Genomic DNA, 13,941 nt, shown 5'->3' with positions numbered 1-13,941 from the left:
AAATGGCTTTGCGAGAGACCCTGCCCCAATGAACAATGCTCTGAACCAGCTCCAGCCGTACCCGTTCGAAAAGCTCCGCGCCCTGCTCGGCACCGTGACGCCGAACCCGGACAAACGCCCGATCGCTCTGTCGATCGGCGAGCCGAAACACCGTTCGCCAAGCTTTGTCGCCGAGGCTCTGGCCAACAGTCTGGATCAGATGGCCGTGTACCCGACCACCCTCGGCATCCCGGCCCTGCGCGAAGCCATCGCCGGCTGGTGCGAGCGTCGTTTCGGCGTGCCGAGCGGCTGGATCGACCCGGCGCGCAACGTGCTGCCGGTCAATGGCACCCGTGAAGCCCTGTTCGCGTTCACCCAGACCGTGGTCAACCGTGGCGACGACGCACTGGTGGTCAGTCCGAATCCGTTCTACCAGATCTACGAAGGCGCCGCATTCCTTGCCGGGGCCAAGCCGCATTACCTGCCGTGCCTCGACGAGAACGGCTTCAACCCGGATTTCGATGCGGTTTCGCCAGATATCTGGAAACGCTGCCAGATCCTCTTCCTCTGCTCGCCAGGCAACCCGACCGGCGCACTGATCCCGGTCGATACCCTGAAAAAGCTGATCGCCCTGGCCGACGAGTACGATTTCGTGATCGCCGCCGACGAGTGCTACAGCGAGTTGTACTTCGATGAGCAAACCCCGCCGCCGGGCCTGCTCACTGCGTGTGTCGAACTGGGCCGCAAGGACTTCAAGCGTTGCGTGGTGTTCCACAGCCTGTCCAAGCGCTCCAACCTGCCGGGCCTGCGCTCGGGTTTTGTTGCCGGCGATGCCGACATTCTCAAAGGCTTCCTGCTGTATCGCACCTACCACGGCTGCGCGATGCCGGTCCAAACGCAGCTGGCCAGCGTGGCGGCGTGGAATGACGAAGTGCATGTGCGCGCCAACCGTGCGCTGTATCGCGAAAAATTCGATGCGATGCTGGAAATCCTCAGCCCGGTGATGGACGTGCAGCGCCCGGATGGCAGTTTCTATCTGTGGCCGAACGTGCAAGGCGACGACGCCGCGTTCTGCCGCGATCTGTTCGAGCAGGAGCACGTGACCGTGGTGCCGGGTTCTTACCTGTCCCGTGACGTCGATGGCGTCAACCCGGGGGCTGGCCGCGTGCGCATGGCGCTGGTTGCACCATTGGCAGAGTGCGTAGAAGCGGCGGAGCGAATTCGCGCGTTTGCAACGCGACAAAAGTAAACATCACATGCCCGCGCCAGGCAATCTGGCGCGCAGGCTCGATTGCAGGTTACATATCCAATTATTTCTCGTCTTCCTGCCTTTACCCGGCAAAGTTAGTCTTTAAGTCGCAGCGACTTTGACAACACTTTTTAAATGCCAGGTTCAGTGCACTTACCGACAAGTCATAAAAATATGGATATTAACCATGCAAAATTACCATTACGTAAAAATACTAAAACCCAGGCTGGATGCAGATAACCTGTATTCACCGGCACGCACCAAACGCTCAGTGGCTTACTCGGAAAAGTTCTGGAAAAACGCCAGCACTGTCAGTTTTTCGTTCATGCGCGCGCTCCCTGAGGAAATGAAATACCGCGTTGAACGTTGCATTCGACAATGGGAACCCTTTGTCAGCCTTGCCTTCGAACGGGTTGAGGATGGCCCCGGCCAGATTCGTATCGATCTGGAGGGCTCCGGCAATTATTCGGCACTAGGGACGAATGCCCTGACGATCGCATCCGACGAACCTACGTTAGTAGTCACAGAACGATCAGATACACCATCCTTCGAAATCTCACTGATTCATGAATTTGGCCATGCGCTGGGCTTCCATCACGCTCACCTTCATCCCGATGCGAACATTCCATGGGATAAAGATGCCGTATACCAATATTTCGTCGAAGTCGTCGGCTGGGAAAAAGATGAGGTCGATTTGAATCTCTTTGATCTCGACACGACCGGCGGGCTTGTTCTGGGCAACTACGACAAGCACTCCATCATGCACTACCCGATTCAATCTTTTTTGACTACCAACAACTTCGAGATCCCCATCAATAAACACATCAGTGAAGGCGACAAGCAATTAGCGAGAATAGCTTATCCGCCCATCAACTATCAGGATGTGTCTATTTGACCTGCCCCAGATTGGCTTCACTCAGGTCAAGATCAGCCAACACCTCTCTCAGGACGTCATCACCGATCTGGTGATGACGACTGAGGCTATAGAGTTCCAGACGCTGTGCCCTGAGCGCCTTCAAGCGCAGGCGTCGCTCGAGCAGATCCATCTGGAACGCCAAGGCCTGAGCTTCGGCGGAATCGTTGAAGACATCGAGTTGATGGCGATACTCGGACATGATCCGTGCCTTCAGCTCGGCCGACAGCGCGGCTTGAGCAGCGTCCTGCGGAGACGTTTCTTCTGTTTCCAGCGCATGAATCGCCGCTTCCGCAGTTTTGCGCCAGGCATCGCGCACTTCCTGGCGCCGTTTGTCGTCCGGGCTCTTTTCGATCCCGCGCAACAACAGCGGCAGAGCGATACACGCCGATATCAGCGACAGCAGAATCACCCCGGCAGCAATGAAGATCAGCAGATCACGCTCGGGGAACGCGTCCGCCCCCATCAACATCGGCACCGACATCACACCCGCCAGTGTCACCGCACCTCGCACCCCTCCGACAGTCAGCAACCAACAGGAGCGCGCGGTCGGCACTTGTGTCAGCTCGCCCTTGCCGCGCAAACGTCGCAGCAACACCGACAAGCGCCAGATACTCTGCACCCAGATAAACCGCAGCAACACCAACGCGAGGAAAATCGCCACGACATCAAGGCAGCGATAGAACAGCGTCGGCCACAAGGTTGGCTCGTGGCTGACCACGGCTTTGATGATGTCCGGCAATTGCAGGCCGAGCAGCAGGAAGATCAGACCGTTGAAGGCGAATTCCAGCAGCGACCAGACGCTGCGATTGAGCAAGCGAGTGCTGGTCTGTCGTGGCAGCAGATCAAGCCAGCTCTGCATCATCCCCGCCGCTACCGCCGAGAGAATGCCCGAGACGCCGAGGCGTTCGGCCAACACATAAGCGGCGAACGGCAACAGCAACATGAACACCACGTGAGTGGCCGGATCGTCCCAGCCACGGGCGATCATCCACGCCCGCAAGCGCCCGACCAGCCAGCTCAATGCCACCCCGACCGCCAGTCCGCCGAGCGCCACCACGACAAAGGTCAGGCTGGCGTTGGTCAGCGAGAACACGCCCGTGATGGCCGCCACCAGGGCGAACTTGAAGGTCACCAGACCCGAGGCATCGTTCATCAGCGCCTCGCCCTGCAATATATGCATCAGCGGGGTCGGCAAGCGGTTTTGTGAAATGGCCGACACCGCCACGGCGTCGGTGGGCGACAAAACCGCCGCGAGGGCAAAGGCTACCGGTAACGGAATTGACGGCAATAACCAATGAATGAAGTAGCCGGCGCCGACCACGGTGAACAGCACCAGCCCGACCGCCAGGGTCAGGATCGGTCCGCGCAAGTGCCAGAACTCGCGCTTGGGCATGCGCCAGCCGTCGGAGAACAACAATGGCGGCAGGAACAGAAACAGGAACAATTCGGGATCAAGGGCCACGTGCAGACCGAGGGTCGGCCAGGCGAGCAAGGCGCCAGCGGCGATTTGCACCAGGGGCAGCGGCAGCGGGATGACCCGTCCGACCAGACGCGAAACGCTGACCAGCATCAGCAGGATCAGGACGGTATAAGCAGTTTGCATAAAGCGGAAATCTCAGACAATCGACAGCGTTGAACTGCCATATTAGCCGCTTAGGCTGTGTCTGACCGTTGCACCTATGTAGCACTGCCCGATTGCAGTCCCTTGTGGGAGCGAGCCTGCTCGCGAATGCGGTCATTCACCGAACAGAGATATTGACTGACACGACCACTTCGCGAGCAAGCTCGCTCCCACAGGGTTTTGCATTGCCAAATCGACCTGAGGCGCCGCGAACCGGTTTGGTCATGGCATAATCCGACACCATTTTTCTCCAGCACCTGTAAAGGGGGCAATTCCTTGACCGTTTCAAGTAAAACGTTGCACCTTTTCGGCATCAAAGCCTGCGACACCATGAAGAAGGCGCGCACCTGGCTCGATGAACACGCTGTCAGCTACGACTTTCACGATTACAAAACCGCCGGCATCGACCGTGAACACCTGACCCAATGGTGTGACGAACACGGCTGGCAAACGGTGTTGAACCGCGCAGGCACGACCTTTCGCAAACTCGACGACGAACGCAAAGCCGATCTCGACCAGTCGAAAGCCATCGAACTGATGCTCGCTCAACCCTCGATGATCAAGCGCCCGGTGCTCGATCTCGGTGACCGAACCCTGATTGGCTTCAAGCCAGATATCTACGCGGCCGCTCTGAAGTAAGCAGCCCGTCACTCTTTGTAGAGGTGTATTTACATGTCCAATTCCCTGTTCAGCATCGCCTTTGGTGTCGGCACTCAGAACCGTCAAGGCGCGTGGCTGGAAGTGTTCTACGCACAGCCACTGCTCAACCCATCGGCCGAACTGGTCGCGGCAGTTGCGCCAATCCTCGGTTACACCGAAGGCAACCAGGCCATCACTTTCACCACCGCCCAGGCTGCACAACTGGCTGAAGCCGTGAAAGGCATCGACGCCGTGCAAGGCAAGCTGCTGACCCGTCTGGCTGAAAGCCACAAGCCACTGGTCGCCACCCTGCTGGCCGAAGACGCACAGCTGACCTCGACGCCTGAGGCGTATCTGAAGCTGCACCTGCTGTCGCACCGTCTGGTCAAGCCACACGGCGTGAGCCTGGCCGGTATTTTCCCGCTGCTGCCAAACGTAGCGTGGACCAGCCAGGGTGCAATCGACCTGAGCGAACTGGCGGAAATGCAACTGGAAGCCCGCCTGCGTGGCGAGCTGCTGGAAGTGTTCTCGGTGGACAAGTTCCCGAAAATGACCGACTACGTGGTTCCGGCTGGCGTGCGTATCGCTGACGCGGCACGTCTGCGTCTGGGCGCTTACGTCGGTGAAGGCACCACCGTGATGCACGAAGGTTTCATCAACTTCAACGCTGGCACCGAAGGCCCGGGCATGATCGAAGGCCGCGTTTCCGCTGGAGTGTTCGTCGGCAAGGGTTCGGACCTGGGCGGCGGTTGCTCGACCATGGGCACCCTGTCGGGCGGCGGCAACATCGTGATCAAGGTTGGCGAAGGCTGCCTGATCGGCGCCAACGCCGGTATCGGTTTCCCGTTGGGTGACCGCAACACCGTTGAGTCGGGCCTGTACGTGACCGCTGGCACCAAGGTTGCCCTGCTCGACGAAAACAACAACCTGGTCAAGGTTGTGAAGGCGCGCGAGCTGGCCGGTCAGACTGATCTGCTGTTCCGTCGCAATTCGGAAACCGGTGCTGTGGAGTGCAAAACCCACAAATCGGCGATCGAACTGAACGAAGCGCTGCACGCTCACAACTAAGCAGCACATTGATAACCTGTGGGAGCGGGCCTGCTCGCGAAGCTTTTAGCGTCCTCAAGGACGCCTTCGCGAGCAGGCTCGCTCCCACAGGGTCAGGCGTATACCACATGATGATTCCCTCCCCCTGGCGTGCCGATTTCCCGGCCATCGCCGCGCTGCAACGGCAAGACCAGACCTATCTGGACAACGCCGCCACCACGCAAAAACCACAAGCCCTGCTCGACGCACTGACGCATTACTACGCCAATGGCGCAGCCAATGTGCATCGTGCGCAACACCTGCCCGGCGCTCACGCGACGCAGGCGTTCGAAGACAGTCGGCTCAAGGTCGCCCAGTGGCTCAATGTCGGTGACAGCGGGCAGATCATCTTTACCCACGGCGCCACCAGTGCGCTGAATCTCCTGGCTTATGGCCTGGAACATCTTTTCCACCCGGGCGATGAAATTGTCATCAGCGCCCTGGAGCATCACGCCAACCTGCTGCCGTGGCAGCAACTGGCGCAACGTCGCAACCTGAAACTGGTGATCCTGCCGCTGGATGCCGACGGTCTGATCGACCTTGCTGCCGCGGTACATTTGATCGGCCCGCGCACGCGCTTGCTGGCAGTCAGTCAGTTGTCCAACGTGCTCGGTGCATGGCAGCCATTGCCGGCCTTGCTGGGCATGGCCAAGGCGCAGAACGCGCTGACTGTAGTCGATGGCGCGCAAGGCGTGGTCCATGGCCGGCATGACGTGCAGGCGCTGGGTTGCGACTTCTATGTGTTTTCCAGCCACAAACTGTATGGCCCCGATGGCCTCGGCGTATTGTTCGGGCGCAACGCAGCACTTGAGCAACTGAAACCGTGGCAGTTCGGTGGCGAGATGGTCCTGGAAGCCAACTATCACGACGCGCGTTTCCGCCCTGCGCCGCTGGGTTTTGAAGCGGGCACGCCGCCGATTGCCAGTGTGATCGGCCTCGGCGCAACGCTCGATTATCTGGCCGGGCTGGATCAGGACTCGGTGTCGGCCCATGAAGCAGCGCTGCATGACTATTTGCTGCGCGGCCTCGCAGCGCGTAACGGCATTCGATTGCTTGGCAAGCCGCAATTGGCGTTGGCGAGTTTTGTTGTCGAGGGTGTGCATAACGCTGATCTGGCGCACTTGCTGACCGAGCAAGGAATCGCCGTGCGCGCCGGGCATCACTGCGCGATGCCGCTGCTGAAAAGCTTCGAACTGGCTGGCGCGATTCGGGTGTCGCTGGCGCTGTACAACGATTCCGAGGATCTGGAGCGCTTCTTTGAAGCGCTGGATCAGGCGCTGGAGTTGTTGCGATGAGTTTGCCGGTCGCGGCGGCTGAAGCGCTGCACATTTTTCAGAACGCAGCCGGCTGGGAACAGCGGGCGCGGTTGCTGATGCAGTTTGGTGATCGTCTGCCGCCGTTGAGTGACGCCGACAAGTGCGATGCCAACCGAGTGCATGGCTGTGAGAGTCAGGTGTGGCTGGTTGGGGCGTTGCACGACGGTCACTGGCAGTTCAGCGCCAGCAGCGATGCGCGGATGATTCGCGGGTTGGTGGCGTTGTTGCTGTTGCGGGTTAACGGGTTGTCGGCGGCTGAATTGCAGCAGGTTGATTTGCCGGACTGGTTCAATCAGCTAGGCCTTTCGCGTCAGCTATCGCCATCGCGCAGCAATGGCCTCAATGCCGTGCTCCAGCGGATGAATGAGCTGGCTCGCTGACTGATCGTTCCCACGCTCTGCGTGGGAATGCCTCAACGGACGCTCCGCGTTCGGCTCTGGATGGGACGCGGAGCGTCCCGGGCTGCATTACCACGCGGAGCGTGGGAACGATCAACCGGTCAGGCGTCAGATTTGACTCGGTCAGCCGGACGCCGTACACCCGCGACAATCTTGTCCACTGCCTTGGTCGCCGCGACCATGCCGAACGTTGCCGTGACCATCATCACCGCGCCAAACCCACCGGCGCAGTCGAGCTTCACGCCATCGCCGACAAAACTCTTCTGCAGACAAATGCTGCCATCCGGTTTCGGATAGCGCAGTTGCTCGGTGGAAAACACGCACGGCACGCTGTAATGCCGGGTCACGGTGCGCGAAAAACCATAATCACGCCGCAACGTCGAGCGCACTTTCGACGCCAACGGGTCGTTGAACGTGCGGTTGAGGTCGCACACCTGAATCAGCGTCGGGTCAATCTGCCCCCCCGCACCACCCGTGGTGATGATCTGGATCTTGCGGCGCTTGCACCAAGCGATCAGCGCAGCCTTGGCGTTGACCGCGTCGATGCAGTCGATCACGCAATCAACGTTCGGCGTGATGTATTCAGCCATGGTCTCGCGAGTAACGAAATCCGCCACGGCGTGCACGGTGCAATCCGGGTTGATCCCGCGCAGACGCTCGGCCATCACCTCGACCTTGGGTTTGCCGACGGTGCTGTCCAGCGCGTGCAACTGGCGGTTGGCGTTGCTGACGCAGACGTCATCGAGGTCGAACAGCGAAATCTCGCCGACGCCACAGCGGGCCATGGCTTCCGCCGCCCAGGAACCGACGCCACCGACGCCGACAATCGCCACATGGGCCGCGCGCAGGCGCTCCAGGCCTTCAATGCCATACAAACGGGCGATGCCTGCAAACCGCGGATCTTCTGTACTCATGACCATTACCCCAAAAACCGGCGCGCATTATAGGGCTACGCGGCGACAAGTTCTAAACATCAGCTACAAGTGTAAGAACTTAAGTCAAAGTCGGCTGCCCAATGTCGGGCATTTCCCTGTCTGATGTACGACTTGTGAACTGCCGGTGTAGGATGCGCGCCCCTCGGGCGTCTAGCCGACCGATCCTTCGTTCCACAGCCTTTGGAACCCGAAATAGCTATGTCATCGCGTAAATTTGGACTCAACCTGGTGGTGGTTCTGGCAATCGCTGCCCTGTTCACCGGTTTCTGGGCGCTGATCAATCGCCCGGTTTCCGCGCCGAACTGGCCGGAGCAGATCTCCGGTTTCTCCTATTCGCCGTTCCAGCAAGGACAATTCCCGCAGAAGGATCAGTATCCGTCTGACGACGAAATGCGCCGTGATCTGGAGATCATGAGCAAGCTGACGGACAACATCCGTATCTACTCGGTCGACGGCTCGCTGCAAGACATCCCGAAACTGGCTGAAGAATTCGGCCTGCGCGTGACCTTGGGGATCTGGATCAGTCCCGACCAGGAACGCAACGAACGGGAAATCACCCGCGCCATCGAACTGGCCAACACCTCGCGCAGCGTGGTTCGTGTGGTGGTCGGTAACGAAGCGATTTTCCGTAAGGAAATCACCGCCCAAGAGCTGAGCGTATTGCTCGATCGCGTGCGCTCTGCGGTGAAAGTGCCGGTGACCACGTCAGAGCAATGGCACGTCTGGGAAGAACACCCGGAACTGGCCAAGCACGTTGACCTGATCGCTGCGCACGTTCTGCCTTACTGGGAATTCATCCCGGTCGACAAGGCCGGCCAGTTCGTGTTCGACCGTGCCCGCGATCTGAAAAAGCTGTTCCCGAAAAAACCGCTGCTGCTCTCCGAGGTCGGCTGGCCGAGCAACGGCCGCATGCGTGGCGGCGCCGATGCGTCGCCGGCGGATCAGGCGATCTACCTGCGGACCTTGGTCAACAAGCTCAACCGCCAAGGCTTCAACTACTTCGTGATCGAAGCCTTCGACCAGCCGTGGAAGGCCAGTGACGAAGGTTCGGTCGGCGCCTACTGGGGCGTGTTCAACGCTGCGCGTCAGCAGAAATTCAACTTCGAGGGCCCGGTGGTCGCGATTCCGCAATGGCGCGTACTGGCGATCGGTTCGGTGGTGCTGGCGCTGTTGTCGCTGACCCTGCTGATGATCGACGGCTCGGCGCTGCGTCAACGCGGGCGGATCTTCCTGACCTTCATCGCGTTCCTCTGCGGTTCGGTGCTGGTGTGGATCGGTTACGACTACAGCCTGCAATACAGCACGTGGTTCAGTTTGACGGTCGGCATTCTCTTGGCGCTGGGTGCGCTCGGCGTGTTCATCGTCTTGCTGACCGAGGCGCATGAACTGGCCGAAGCGGTGTGGATTCACAAGCGTCGGCGCGAGTTCCTGCCGGTCGAGGGCGACTCCAGCTATCGCCCGAAAGTCTCGATCCATGTGCCGTGCTACAACGAGCCACCGGACATGGTCAAACAGACCCTCGACGCCCTCGCAGCGCTGGATTATCCGGACTACGAAGTCCTGATCATCGACAACAACACCAAGGACCCGGCGGTCTGGGAACCGGTGCGCGACTACTGCGAAACCCTCGGCCCGCGCTTCAAGTTCTTCCACGTTTCGCCCTTGGCCGGGTTCAAGGGTGGCGCGCTGAACTACCTGATTCCGCACACTGCCAAGGACGCCGAAGTGATCGCGGTGATCGACTCCGATTACTGCGTACACCCGAACTGGCTCAAGCACATGGTGCCGCACTTCGCCGACCCGAAAATCGCTGTGGTGCAATCGCCGCAGGACTATCGCGATCAGAACGAAAGCACCTTCAAGAAGCTTTGCTACGCGGAATACAAAGGCTTTTTCCACATCGGCATGGTTACCCGTAACGACCGTGACGCGATCATTCAGCACGGCACCATGACCATGACCCGTCGTTCGGTGCTGGAAGAGTTGGGCTGGGCTGACTGGTGCATCTGTGAAGACGCCGAACTCGGTCTGCGCGTGTTCGAAAAAGGCCTGTCGGCGGCGTATTACCACGACAGCTACGGCAAGGGTCTGATGCCGGACACCTTCATCGACTTCAAGAAGCAGCGTTTCCGCTGGGCCTACGGTGCGATCCAGATCATCAAGCGTCACACCGGCAGCCTGTTGCGCGGCAAGGACACCGAGCTGACCCGTGGCCAGCGCTATCACTTCCTCGCGGGCTGGTTGCCGTGGGTCGCGGACGGCATGAACATTTTCTTCACCGTCGGCGCGCTGTTGTGGTCGGCGGCGATGATCATCGTGCCGCAGCGGGTCGATCCGCCGTTGCTGATCTTCGCGATCCCGCCACTGGCGCTGTTCGTGTTCAAGGTCGGCAAGATCATCTTCCTCTACCGTCGCGCCGTCGGCGTGAACCTGAAAGATGCCTTCTGCGCGGCGCTGGCCGGGCTGGCGTTGTCGCACACCATCGCCAAAGCGGTGCTGTACGGTTTCTTCACCAGCAGCATTCCGTTCTTCCGCACGCCGAAAAACGCCGACAACCACGGCTTCTGGGTGGCGATTTCCGAAGCACGCGAAGAGCTGTTCATCATGCTGCTGTTGTGGGGCGCGGCGCTGGGGATCTATCTGGTCAACGGCATGCCGAGCAACGACATGCGCTTCTGGGTGGTGATGTTGCTGGTGCAGTCGCTGCCGTATCTGGCGGCGCTGATCATGGCGTTCCTGTCGTCGCTGCCCAAACCTGCCGCTGCGCCTGAGCCGGCGCCGGTCGTCTAAATCCTCATCGATGCACTAAACGGCGGCCAATGGTCGCCGTTTTGCTTTAAGATAACCGCCATTTTGCGGGGCTTGGCGTGATACGCGGTGTAACCGACCGAACCCAATCCCTGTGGGAGCGAGCGTGCTCGCGAAGGCTTTGTAACATTCAACCCTTATGTTGCCTGATACGCCGCATTCGCGAGCAGGCTCGCTCCCACATTGGCCCTCGCTCAAATTCATGATCCCGGAGTTTTCCATGACGGCCCACGCCGACCTTTCGCCGACCCTCCAACTCGCCATCGACCTGATCCGCCGTCCGTCCGTGACGCCGGTCGACGCCGATTGCCAGAAGCAGATGATGCAGCGCCTGGGCGATGCCGGTTTCAGCCTCGAGCCGATGCGCATCGAAGATGTGGATAACTTCTGGGCGACCCACGGCACCAACGACGGCCCGGTACTGTGCTTCGCCGGTCACACCGACGTGGTGCCGACCGGCCCGGTCACCGCGTGGCAGATCGACCCGTTCAACGCCGTGATCGATGAGCACGGCATGCTCTGCGGCCGTGGCGCGGCGGACATGAAAGGCAGCCTGGCGTCGATGACCGTCGCCGCTGAGCGTTTCGTCGCCGACTACCCGAACCACAAGGGCAAGGTCGCGTTCCTGATCACCAGCGACGAAGAAGGCCCGGCGCATCACGGCACCAAAGCAGTGGTCGAGCGCTTGGCCGCGCGCAACGAGCGTCTGGACTGGTGCATCGTCGGCGAACCGTCGAGCACCACACTGGTTGGCGACGTGGTGAAAAACGGTCGTCGCGGCTCGCTGGGTGCAAAGCTCACGGTCAAAGGCATTCAGGGCCACGTCGCCTATCCACACTTGGCAAAGAATCCGATCCACCTCGCCGCTCCGGCGCTGGCCGAACTGGCCGCCGAGCACTGGGATCACGGTAACGATTTCTTCCCGCCAACCAGTTTCCAGATTTCCAACGTCAACTCCGGCACCGGCGCGACCAACGTGATTCCGGGCGATCTGGTGGCGGTTTTCAACTTCCGTTTCTCCACCGAATCGACCGTTGAAGGCCTGCAGAAGCGCGTGGCTGACATTCTCGACAAGCATGATCTGGACTGGCACATCGACTGGGCGCTGTCCGGTCTGCCGTTCCTCACCGAACCTGGCGCGCTGCTCGACGCGGTGTCGGCGAGCATCAAGGACATCACCGGCCGCGAGACCAAGGCGTCGACCAGCGGCGGCACCTCCGATGGCCGTTTCATCGCGACCATGGGTACGCAGGTGGTTGAACTGGGCCCGGTCAACGCGACCATTCACCAGGTCAACGAACGCGTGCTGGCAGCAGATCTCGATGTGCTGACCGAAATCTACTACCAGACCCTGATCAAGTTGCTCGCCTGATGCTCGCTTGCCCCATCTGCAGTGAACCGCTGAATGCGGTGGATAACGGCGTGGTCTGCCCCGCCGGCCATCGTTTCGACCGTGCGCGACAGGGTTACCTCAACCTGCTGCCGGTGCAGCACAAAAACAGCCGTGATCCTGGCGACAACCAGGCCATGGTCGAAGCGCGCCGCGACTTCCTGAACGCTGGCCATTACGCGCCGGTAGCCAAGCGTCTGGCCGAACTGGCAGCGAGTTATGCGCCGGATCGCTGGGTCGATATCGGTTGCGGCGAGGGTTATTACACCGCGCAGATCGCCGAGGCCCTGCCGAACGCTGATGGCTACGCGCTGGATATTTCCCGTGAAGCGGTCAAACGCGCCTGCAAACGCAACCCGGCAATCACCTGGTTGATCGCCAGCATGGCCCGCGTGCCGTTGGCGTCGGGCAGTTGCCAGTTTCTCGCCAGTGTTTTCAGTCCTTTGGATTGGGAAGAGGCCAAGCGCTTGCTCAGTGTCGGCGGCGGTCTGATGAAAGTCGGCCCGACCAGCGGCCACTTGATGGAGTTGCGCGAACGCCTGTACGACGAAGTGCGCGAGTACACCGACGACAAGCATCTGGCCCTGGTGCCGGAAGGCATGGCGCTGGCGCACAGTGAAACCCTGGAATTCAAGCTGACGCTGGACAAGCCCGAGGATCGCGCCAACCTGTTGGCGATGACGCCCCACGGCTGGCGCGCCAGTGCCGAGCGTCGTGCGGCGGTGATCGAACAGGCCGAGCCGTTCGAGACCACCGTGTCGATGCGCTACGATTATTTCGTTCTTCAATAACTTTTGGTCTCGGGCGAGTGCCCGGGGCCGGCTAAATCCGCGAATGGATTTTTCAGACCCGCAGTGAGGACATCCATGCGCCAACCGGATATCGAGATTTACCTGAAAGACGCCGACGTCGACCACAAGGCCATTTCGGCCTGGCTGGGCGCCGCGCTGGGCCCGTGCACCGACTGGGTTCAGAAAGGCCAGACCTACAAGTGCAAGGCCGGCAACGTGCCGGTGACCTGGCTGCCGAAAGCCGTGGGCAAATGGAACAGCCTGTACCTGGAAAGCGACCAGACGCCATGGGACGACGACATCGCCTGCGCCCGCGCCGCATTCGCTGCGCTGAACGTGGAAGTGCGTTGCGCGCCGGGCACGTGGGTTGAAGAAGAAGGTGAGGAAACGGCGGATCGCTGGATGCGCATCAGCGAAGACGGTGAAGAAGAAATCACCTGGAAAACCGCTTAACAACAGGCAACGCAGATCCCATGTGGGAGCGAGCCTGCTCGCGAATGCGGTGTATCAGTCACCATTCATATCGACTGACACTACGCATTCGCGAGCAGGCTCGCTCCCACAGTGGTTTTTGGCGTTCTGAAGAGTTGTATTACAGGCCTACAACGTCTTCAGCCTGCAAACCCTTCTCGCCGGTAATCACCGCGTACTCGACCTGCTGGCCTTCAGTCAGCGACCGATGCCCTTCGCCGCGAATCGCGCGGTAGTGCACGAACACGTCCACCCCGTCTTCGCGCTGGATAAAGCCGTAGCCTTTGGCGTCGTTGAACCACTTCACGTTGCCGGTTTCACGTGTTGCCATCTGTTCATACT

The 13,941-nt window shown here is 60.2% G+C and carries 13 protein-coding genes; 10 read left to right on the top strand and 3 right to left on the bottom strand.

Going from position 1 to position 13,941, the window contains the following annotated elements; genetic code table 11:
- Positions 1-28: 28 nt before the first annotated feature.
- A complete protein-coding gene (gene dapC, locus QOM10_RS05860) occupies positions 29-1,228 on the top strand; it encodes a succinyldiaminopimelate transaminase (RefSeq protein WP_316917737.1) in 1,200 nt (399 codons plus the stop codon).
- A gap of 187 nt (positions 1,229-1,415) precedes the next feature.
- Positions 1,416-2,123: a M12 family metallopeptidase gene (locus tag QOM10_RS05855; protein WP_127926004.1), complete on the top strand. Its 708-nt coding sequence runs from the start codon at positions 1,416-1,418 to the stop codon at positions 2,121-2,123.
- On the opposite strand, the gene QOM10_RS05850 is transcribed toward QOM10_RS05855, so the two are convergent.
- Positions 2,116-3,747, bottom strand: coding sequence for a Na+/H+ antiporter (locus tag QOM10_RS05850; protein WP_150749447.1), 1,632 nt, complete (start codon positions 3,745-3,747; stop codon positions 2,116-2,118). The two genes, QOM10_RS05855 and QOM10_RS05850, sit on opposite strands and share 8 nt — an antisense overlap.
- Before the next feature lie 294 nt (positions 3,748-4,041).
- Between QOM10_RS05850 and QOM10_RS05845 the strand changes: the two genes are divergently transcribed.
- From QOM10_RS05845 to QOM10_RS05830, 4 genes are all read left to right on the top strand, one after another.
- Positions 4,042-4,404 carry an ArsC family reductase gene (locus QOM10_RS05845; protein WP_003222107.1) on the top strand — a complete coding sequence of 121 codons (363 nt, stop codon included), beginning with the start codon at positions 4,042-4,044 and terminating at the stop codon, positions 4,402-4,404.
- Positions 4,405-4,437: 33 nt separating this feature from the next.
- Positions 4,438-5,472 carry a 2,3,4,5-tetrahydropyridine-2,6-dicarboxylate N-succinyltransferase gene (gene dapD / locus QOM10_RS05840; protein WP_160038498.1) on the top strand — a complete coding sequence of 345 codons (1,035 nt, stop codon included), beginning with the start codon at positions 4,438-4,440 and terminating at the stop codon, positions 5,470-5,472.
- Between the two features lie 107 nt (positions 5,473-5,579).
- Positions 5,580-6,785 carry a cysteine desulfurase gene (locus QOM10_RS05835; RefSeq protein WP_316917736.1) on the top strand — a complete coding sequence of 402 codons (1,206 nt, stop codon included), beginning with the start codon at positions 5,580-5,582 and terminating at the stop codon, positions 6,783-6,785.
- A complete protein-coding gene (locus tag QOM10_RS05830; protein ID WP_127925999.1) occupies positions 6,782-7,186 on the top strand; it encodes a SufE family protein in 405 nt (134 codons plus the stop codon). The genes QOM10_RS05835 and QOM10_RS05830 overlap by 4 nt, the downstream gene beginning before the upstream one ends.
- 119 nt (positions 7,187-7,305) lie before the next feature.
- Here QOM10_RS05830 and tcdA read toward each other — a convergent pair whose 3' ends face one another.
- The gene (gene tcdA, locus QOM10_RS05825; RefSeq protein ID WP_316917735.1) at positions 7,306-8,124 is read right to left on the bottom strand and encodes a tRNA cyclic N6-threonylcarbamoyladenosine(37) synthase TcdA; all 819 of its coding nucleotides are present in this window, start codon (positions 8,122-8,124) and stop codon (positions 7,306-7,308) included.
- 213 nt (positions 8,125-8,337) lie between these two features.
- Between tcdA and QOM10_RS05820 the strand changes: the two genes are divergently transcribed.
- The 4 genes from QOM10_RS05820 to QOM10_RS05805 all read left to right on the top strand — a co-directional run bounded on the left by QOM10_RS05820 (position 8,338) and on the right by QOM10_RS05805 (position 13,581).
- The gene (locus tag QOM10_RS05820; protein WP_316917734.1) at positions 8,338-10,929 is read left to right on the top strand and encodes a glycosyltransferase; all 2,592 of its coding nucleotides are present in this window, start codon (positions 8,338-8,340) and stop codon (positions 10,927-10,929) included.
- A gap of 238 nt (positions 10,930-11,167) precedes the next feature.
- On the top strand, positions 11,168-12,319 hold the full coding sequence (dapE, locus tag QOM10_RS05815) for a succinyl-diaminopimelate desuccinylase (protein WP_127925996.1): 1,152 nt from the start codon (positions 11,168-11,170) through the stop codon (positions 12,317-12,319).
- Positions 12,319-13,128: a putative RNA methyltransferase gene (locus QOM10_RS05810; protein WP_034156344.1), complete on the top strand. Its 810-nt coding sequence runs from the start codon at positions 12,319-12,321 to the stop codon at positions 13,126-13,128. Before dapE ends, QOM10_RS05810 begins: the two co-directional genes overlap by 1 nt.
- Before the next feature lie 75 nt (positions 13,129-13,203).
- Positions 13,204-13,581, top strand: coding sequence for a hypothetical protein (locus QOM10_RS05805; RefSeq protein ID WP_150594540.1), 378 nt, complete (start codon positions 13,204-13,206; stop codon positions 13,579-13,581).
- A gap of 139 nt (positions 13,582-13,720) precedes the next feature.
- Here the strand turns inward: QOM10_RS05805 and QOM10_RS05800 are convergent, their stop codons facing one another.
- A complete protein-coding gene (locus QOM10_RS05800) occupies positions 13,721-13,930 on the bottom strand; it encodes a cold-shock protein (RefSeq protein ID WP_007908870.1) in 210 nt (69 codons plus the stop codon).
- Positions 13,931-13,941 lie beyond the last annotated feature (11 nt).

The organism is Pseudomonas sp. P108, from assembly GCF_032613195.1.
Taxonomy (GTDB): Bacteria; Pseudomonadota; Gammaproteobacteria; order Pseudomonadales; family Pseudomonadaceae; genus Aquipseudomonas.
Note: the sequence above shows the minus strand (reverse complement) of the source record. Positions and strands in the feature narration are given on the sequence as shown.

Bases quoted from the DNA above. Each gene is read 5' to 3' on its own strand.
- QOM10_RS05810 (WP_034156344.1), top strand. From the start codon at position 12,319: ATGCTCGCTTGCCCCATCTGCAGTGAACCGCTGAATGCGGTGGATAAC.
- QOM10_RS05805 (WP_150594540.1), top strand. From the start codon at position 13,204: ATGCGCCAACCGGATATCGAGATTTACCTGAAAGACGCCGACGTCGAC.
- dapD (WP_160038498.1), top strand. From the start codon at position 4,438: ATGTCCAATTCCCTGTTCAGCATCGCCTTTGGTGTCGGCACTCAGAAC.
- QOM10_RS05830 (WP_127925999.1), top strand. From the start codon at position 6,782: ATGAGTTTGCCGGTCGCGGCGGCTGAAGCGCTGCACATTTTTCAGAAC.
- QOM10_RS05855 (WP_127926004.1), top strand. From the start codon at position 1,416: ATGCAAAATTACCATTACGTAAAAATACTAAAACCCAGGCTGGATGCA.
- QOM10_RS05820 (WP_316917734.1), top strand. From the start codon at position 8,338: ATGTCATCGCGTAAATTTGGACTCAACCTGGTGGTGGTTCTGGCAATC.
- QOM10_RS05835 (WP_316917736.1), top strand. From the start codon at position 5,580: ATGATGATTCCCTCCCCCTGGCGTGCCGATTTCCCGGCCATCGCCGCG.
- tcdA (WP_316917735.1), bottom strand. From the start codon at position 8,124: ATGGTCATGAGTACAGAAGATCCGCGGTTTGCAGGCATCGCCCGTTTG.
- QOM10_RS05800 (WP_007908870.1), bottom strand. From the start codon at position 13,930: ATGGCAACACGTGAAACCGGCAACGTGAAGTGGTTCAACGACGCCAAA.
- QOM10_RS05850 (WP_150749447.1), bottom strand. From the start codon at position 3,747: ATGCAAACTGCTTATACCGTCCTGATCCTGCTGATGCTGGTCAGCGTT.
- dapE (WP_127925996.1), top strand. From the start codon at position 11,168: ATGACGGCCCACGCCGACCTTTCGCCGACCCTCCAACTCGCCATCGAC.
- dapC (WP_316917737.1), top strand. From the start codon at position 29: ATGAACAATGCTCTGAACCAGCTCCAGCCGTACCCGTTCGAAAAGCTC.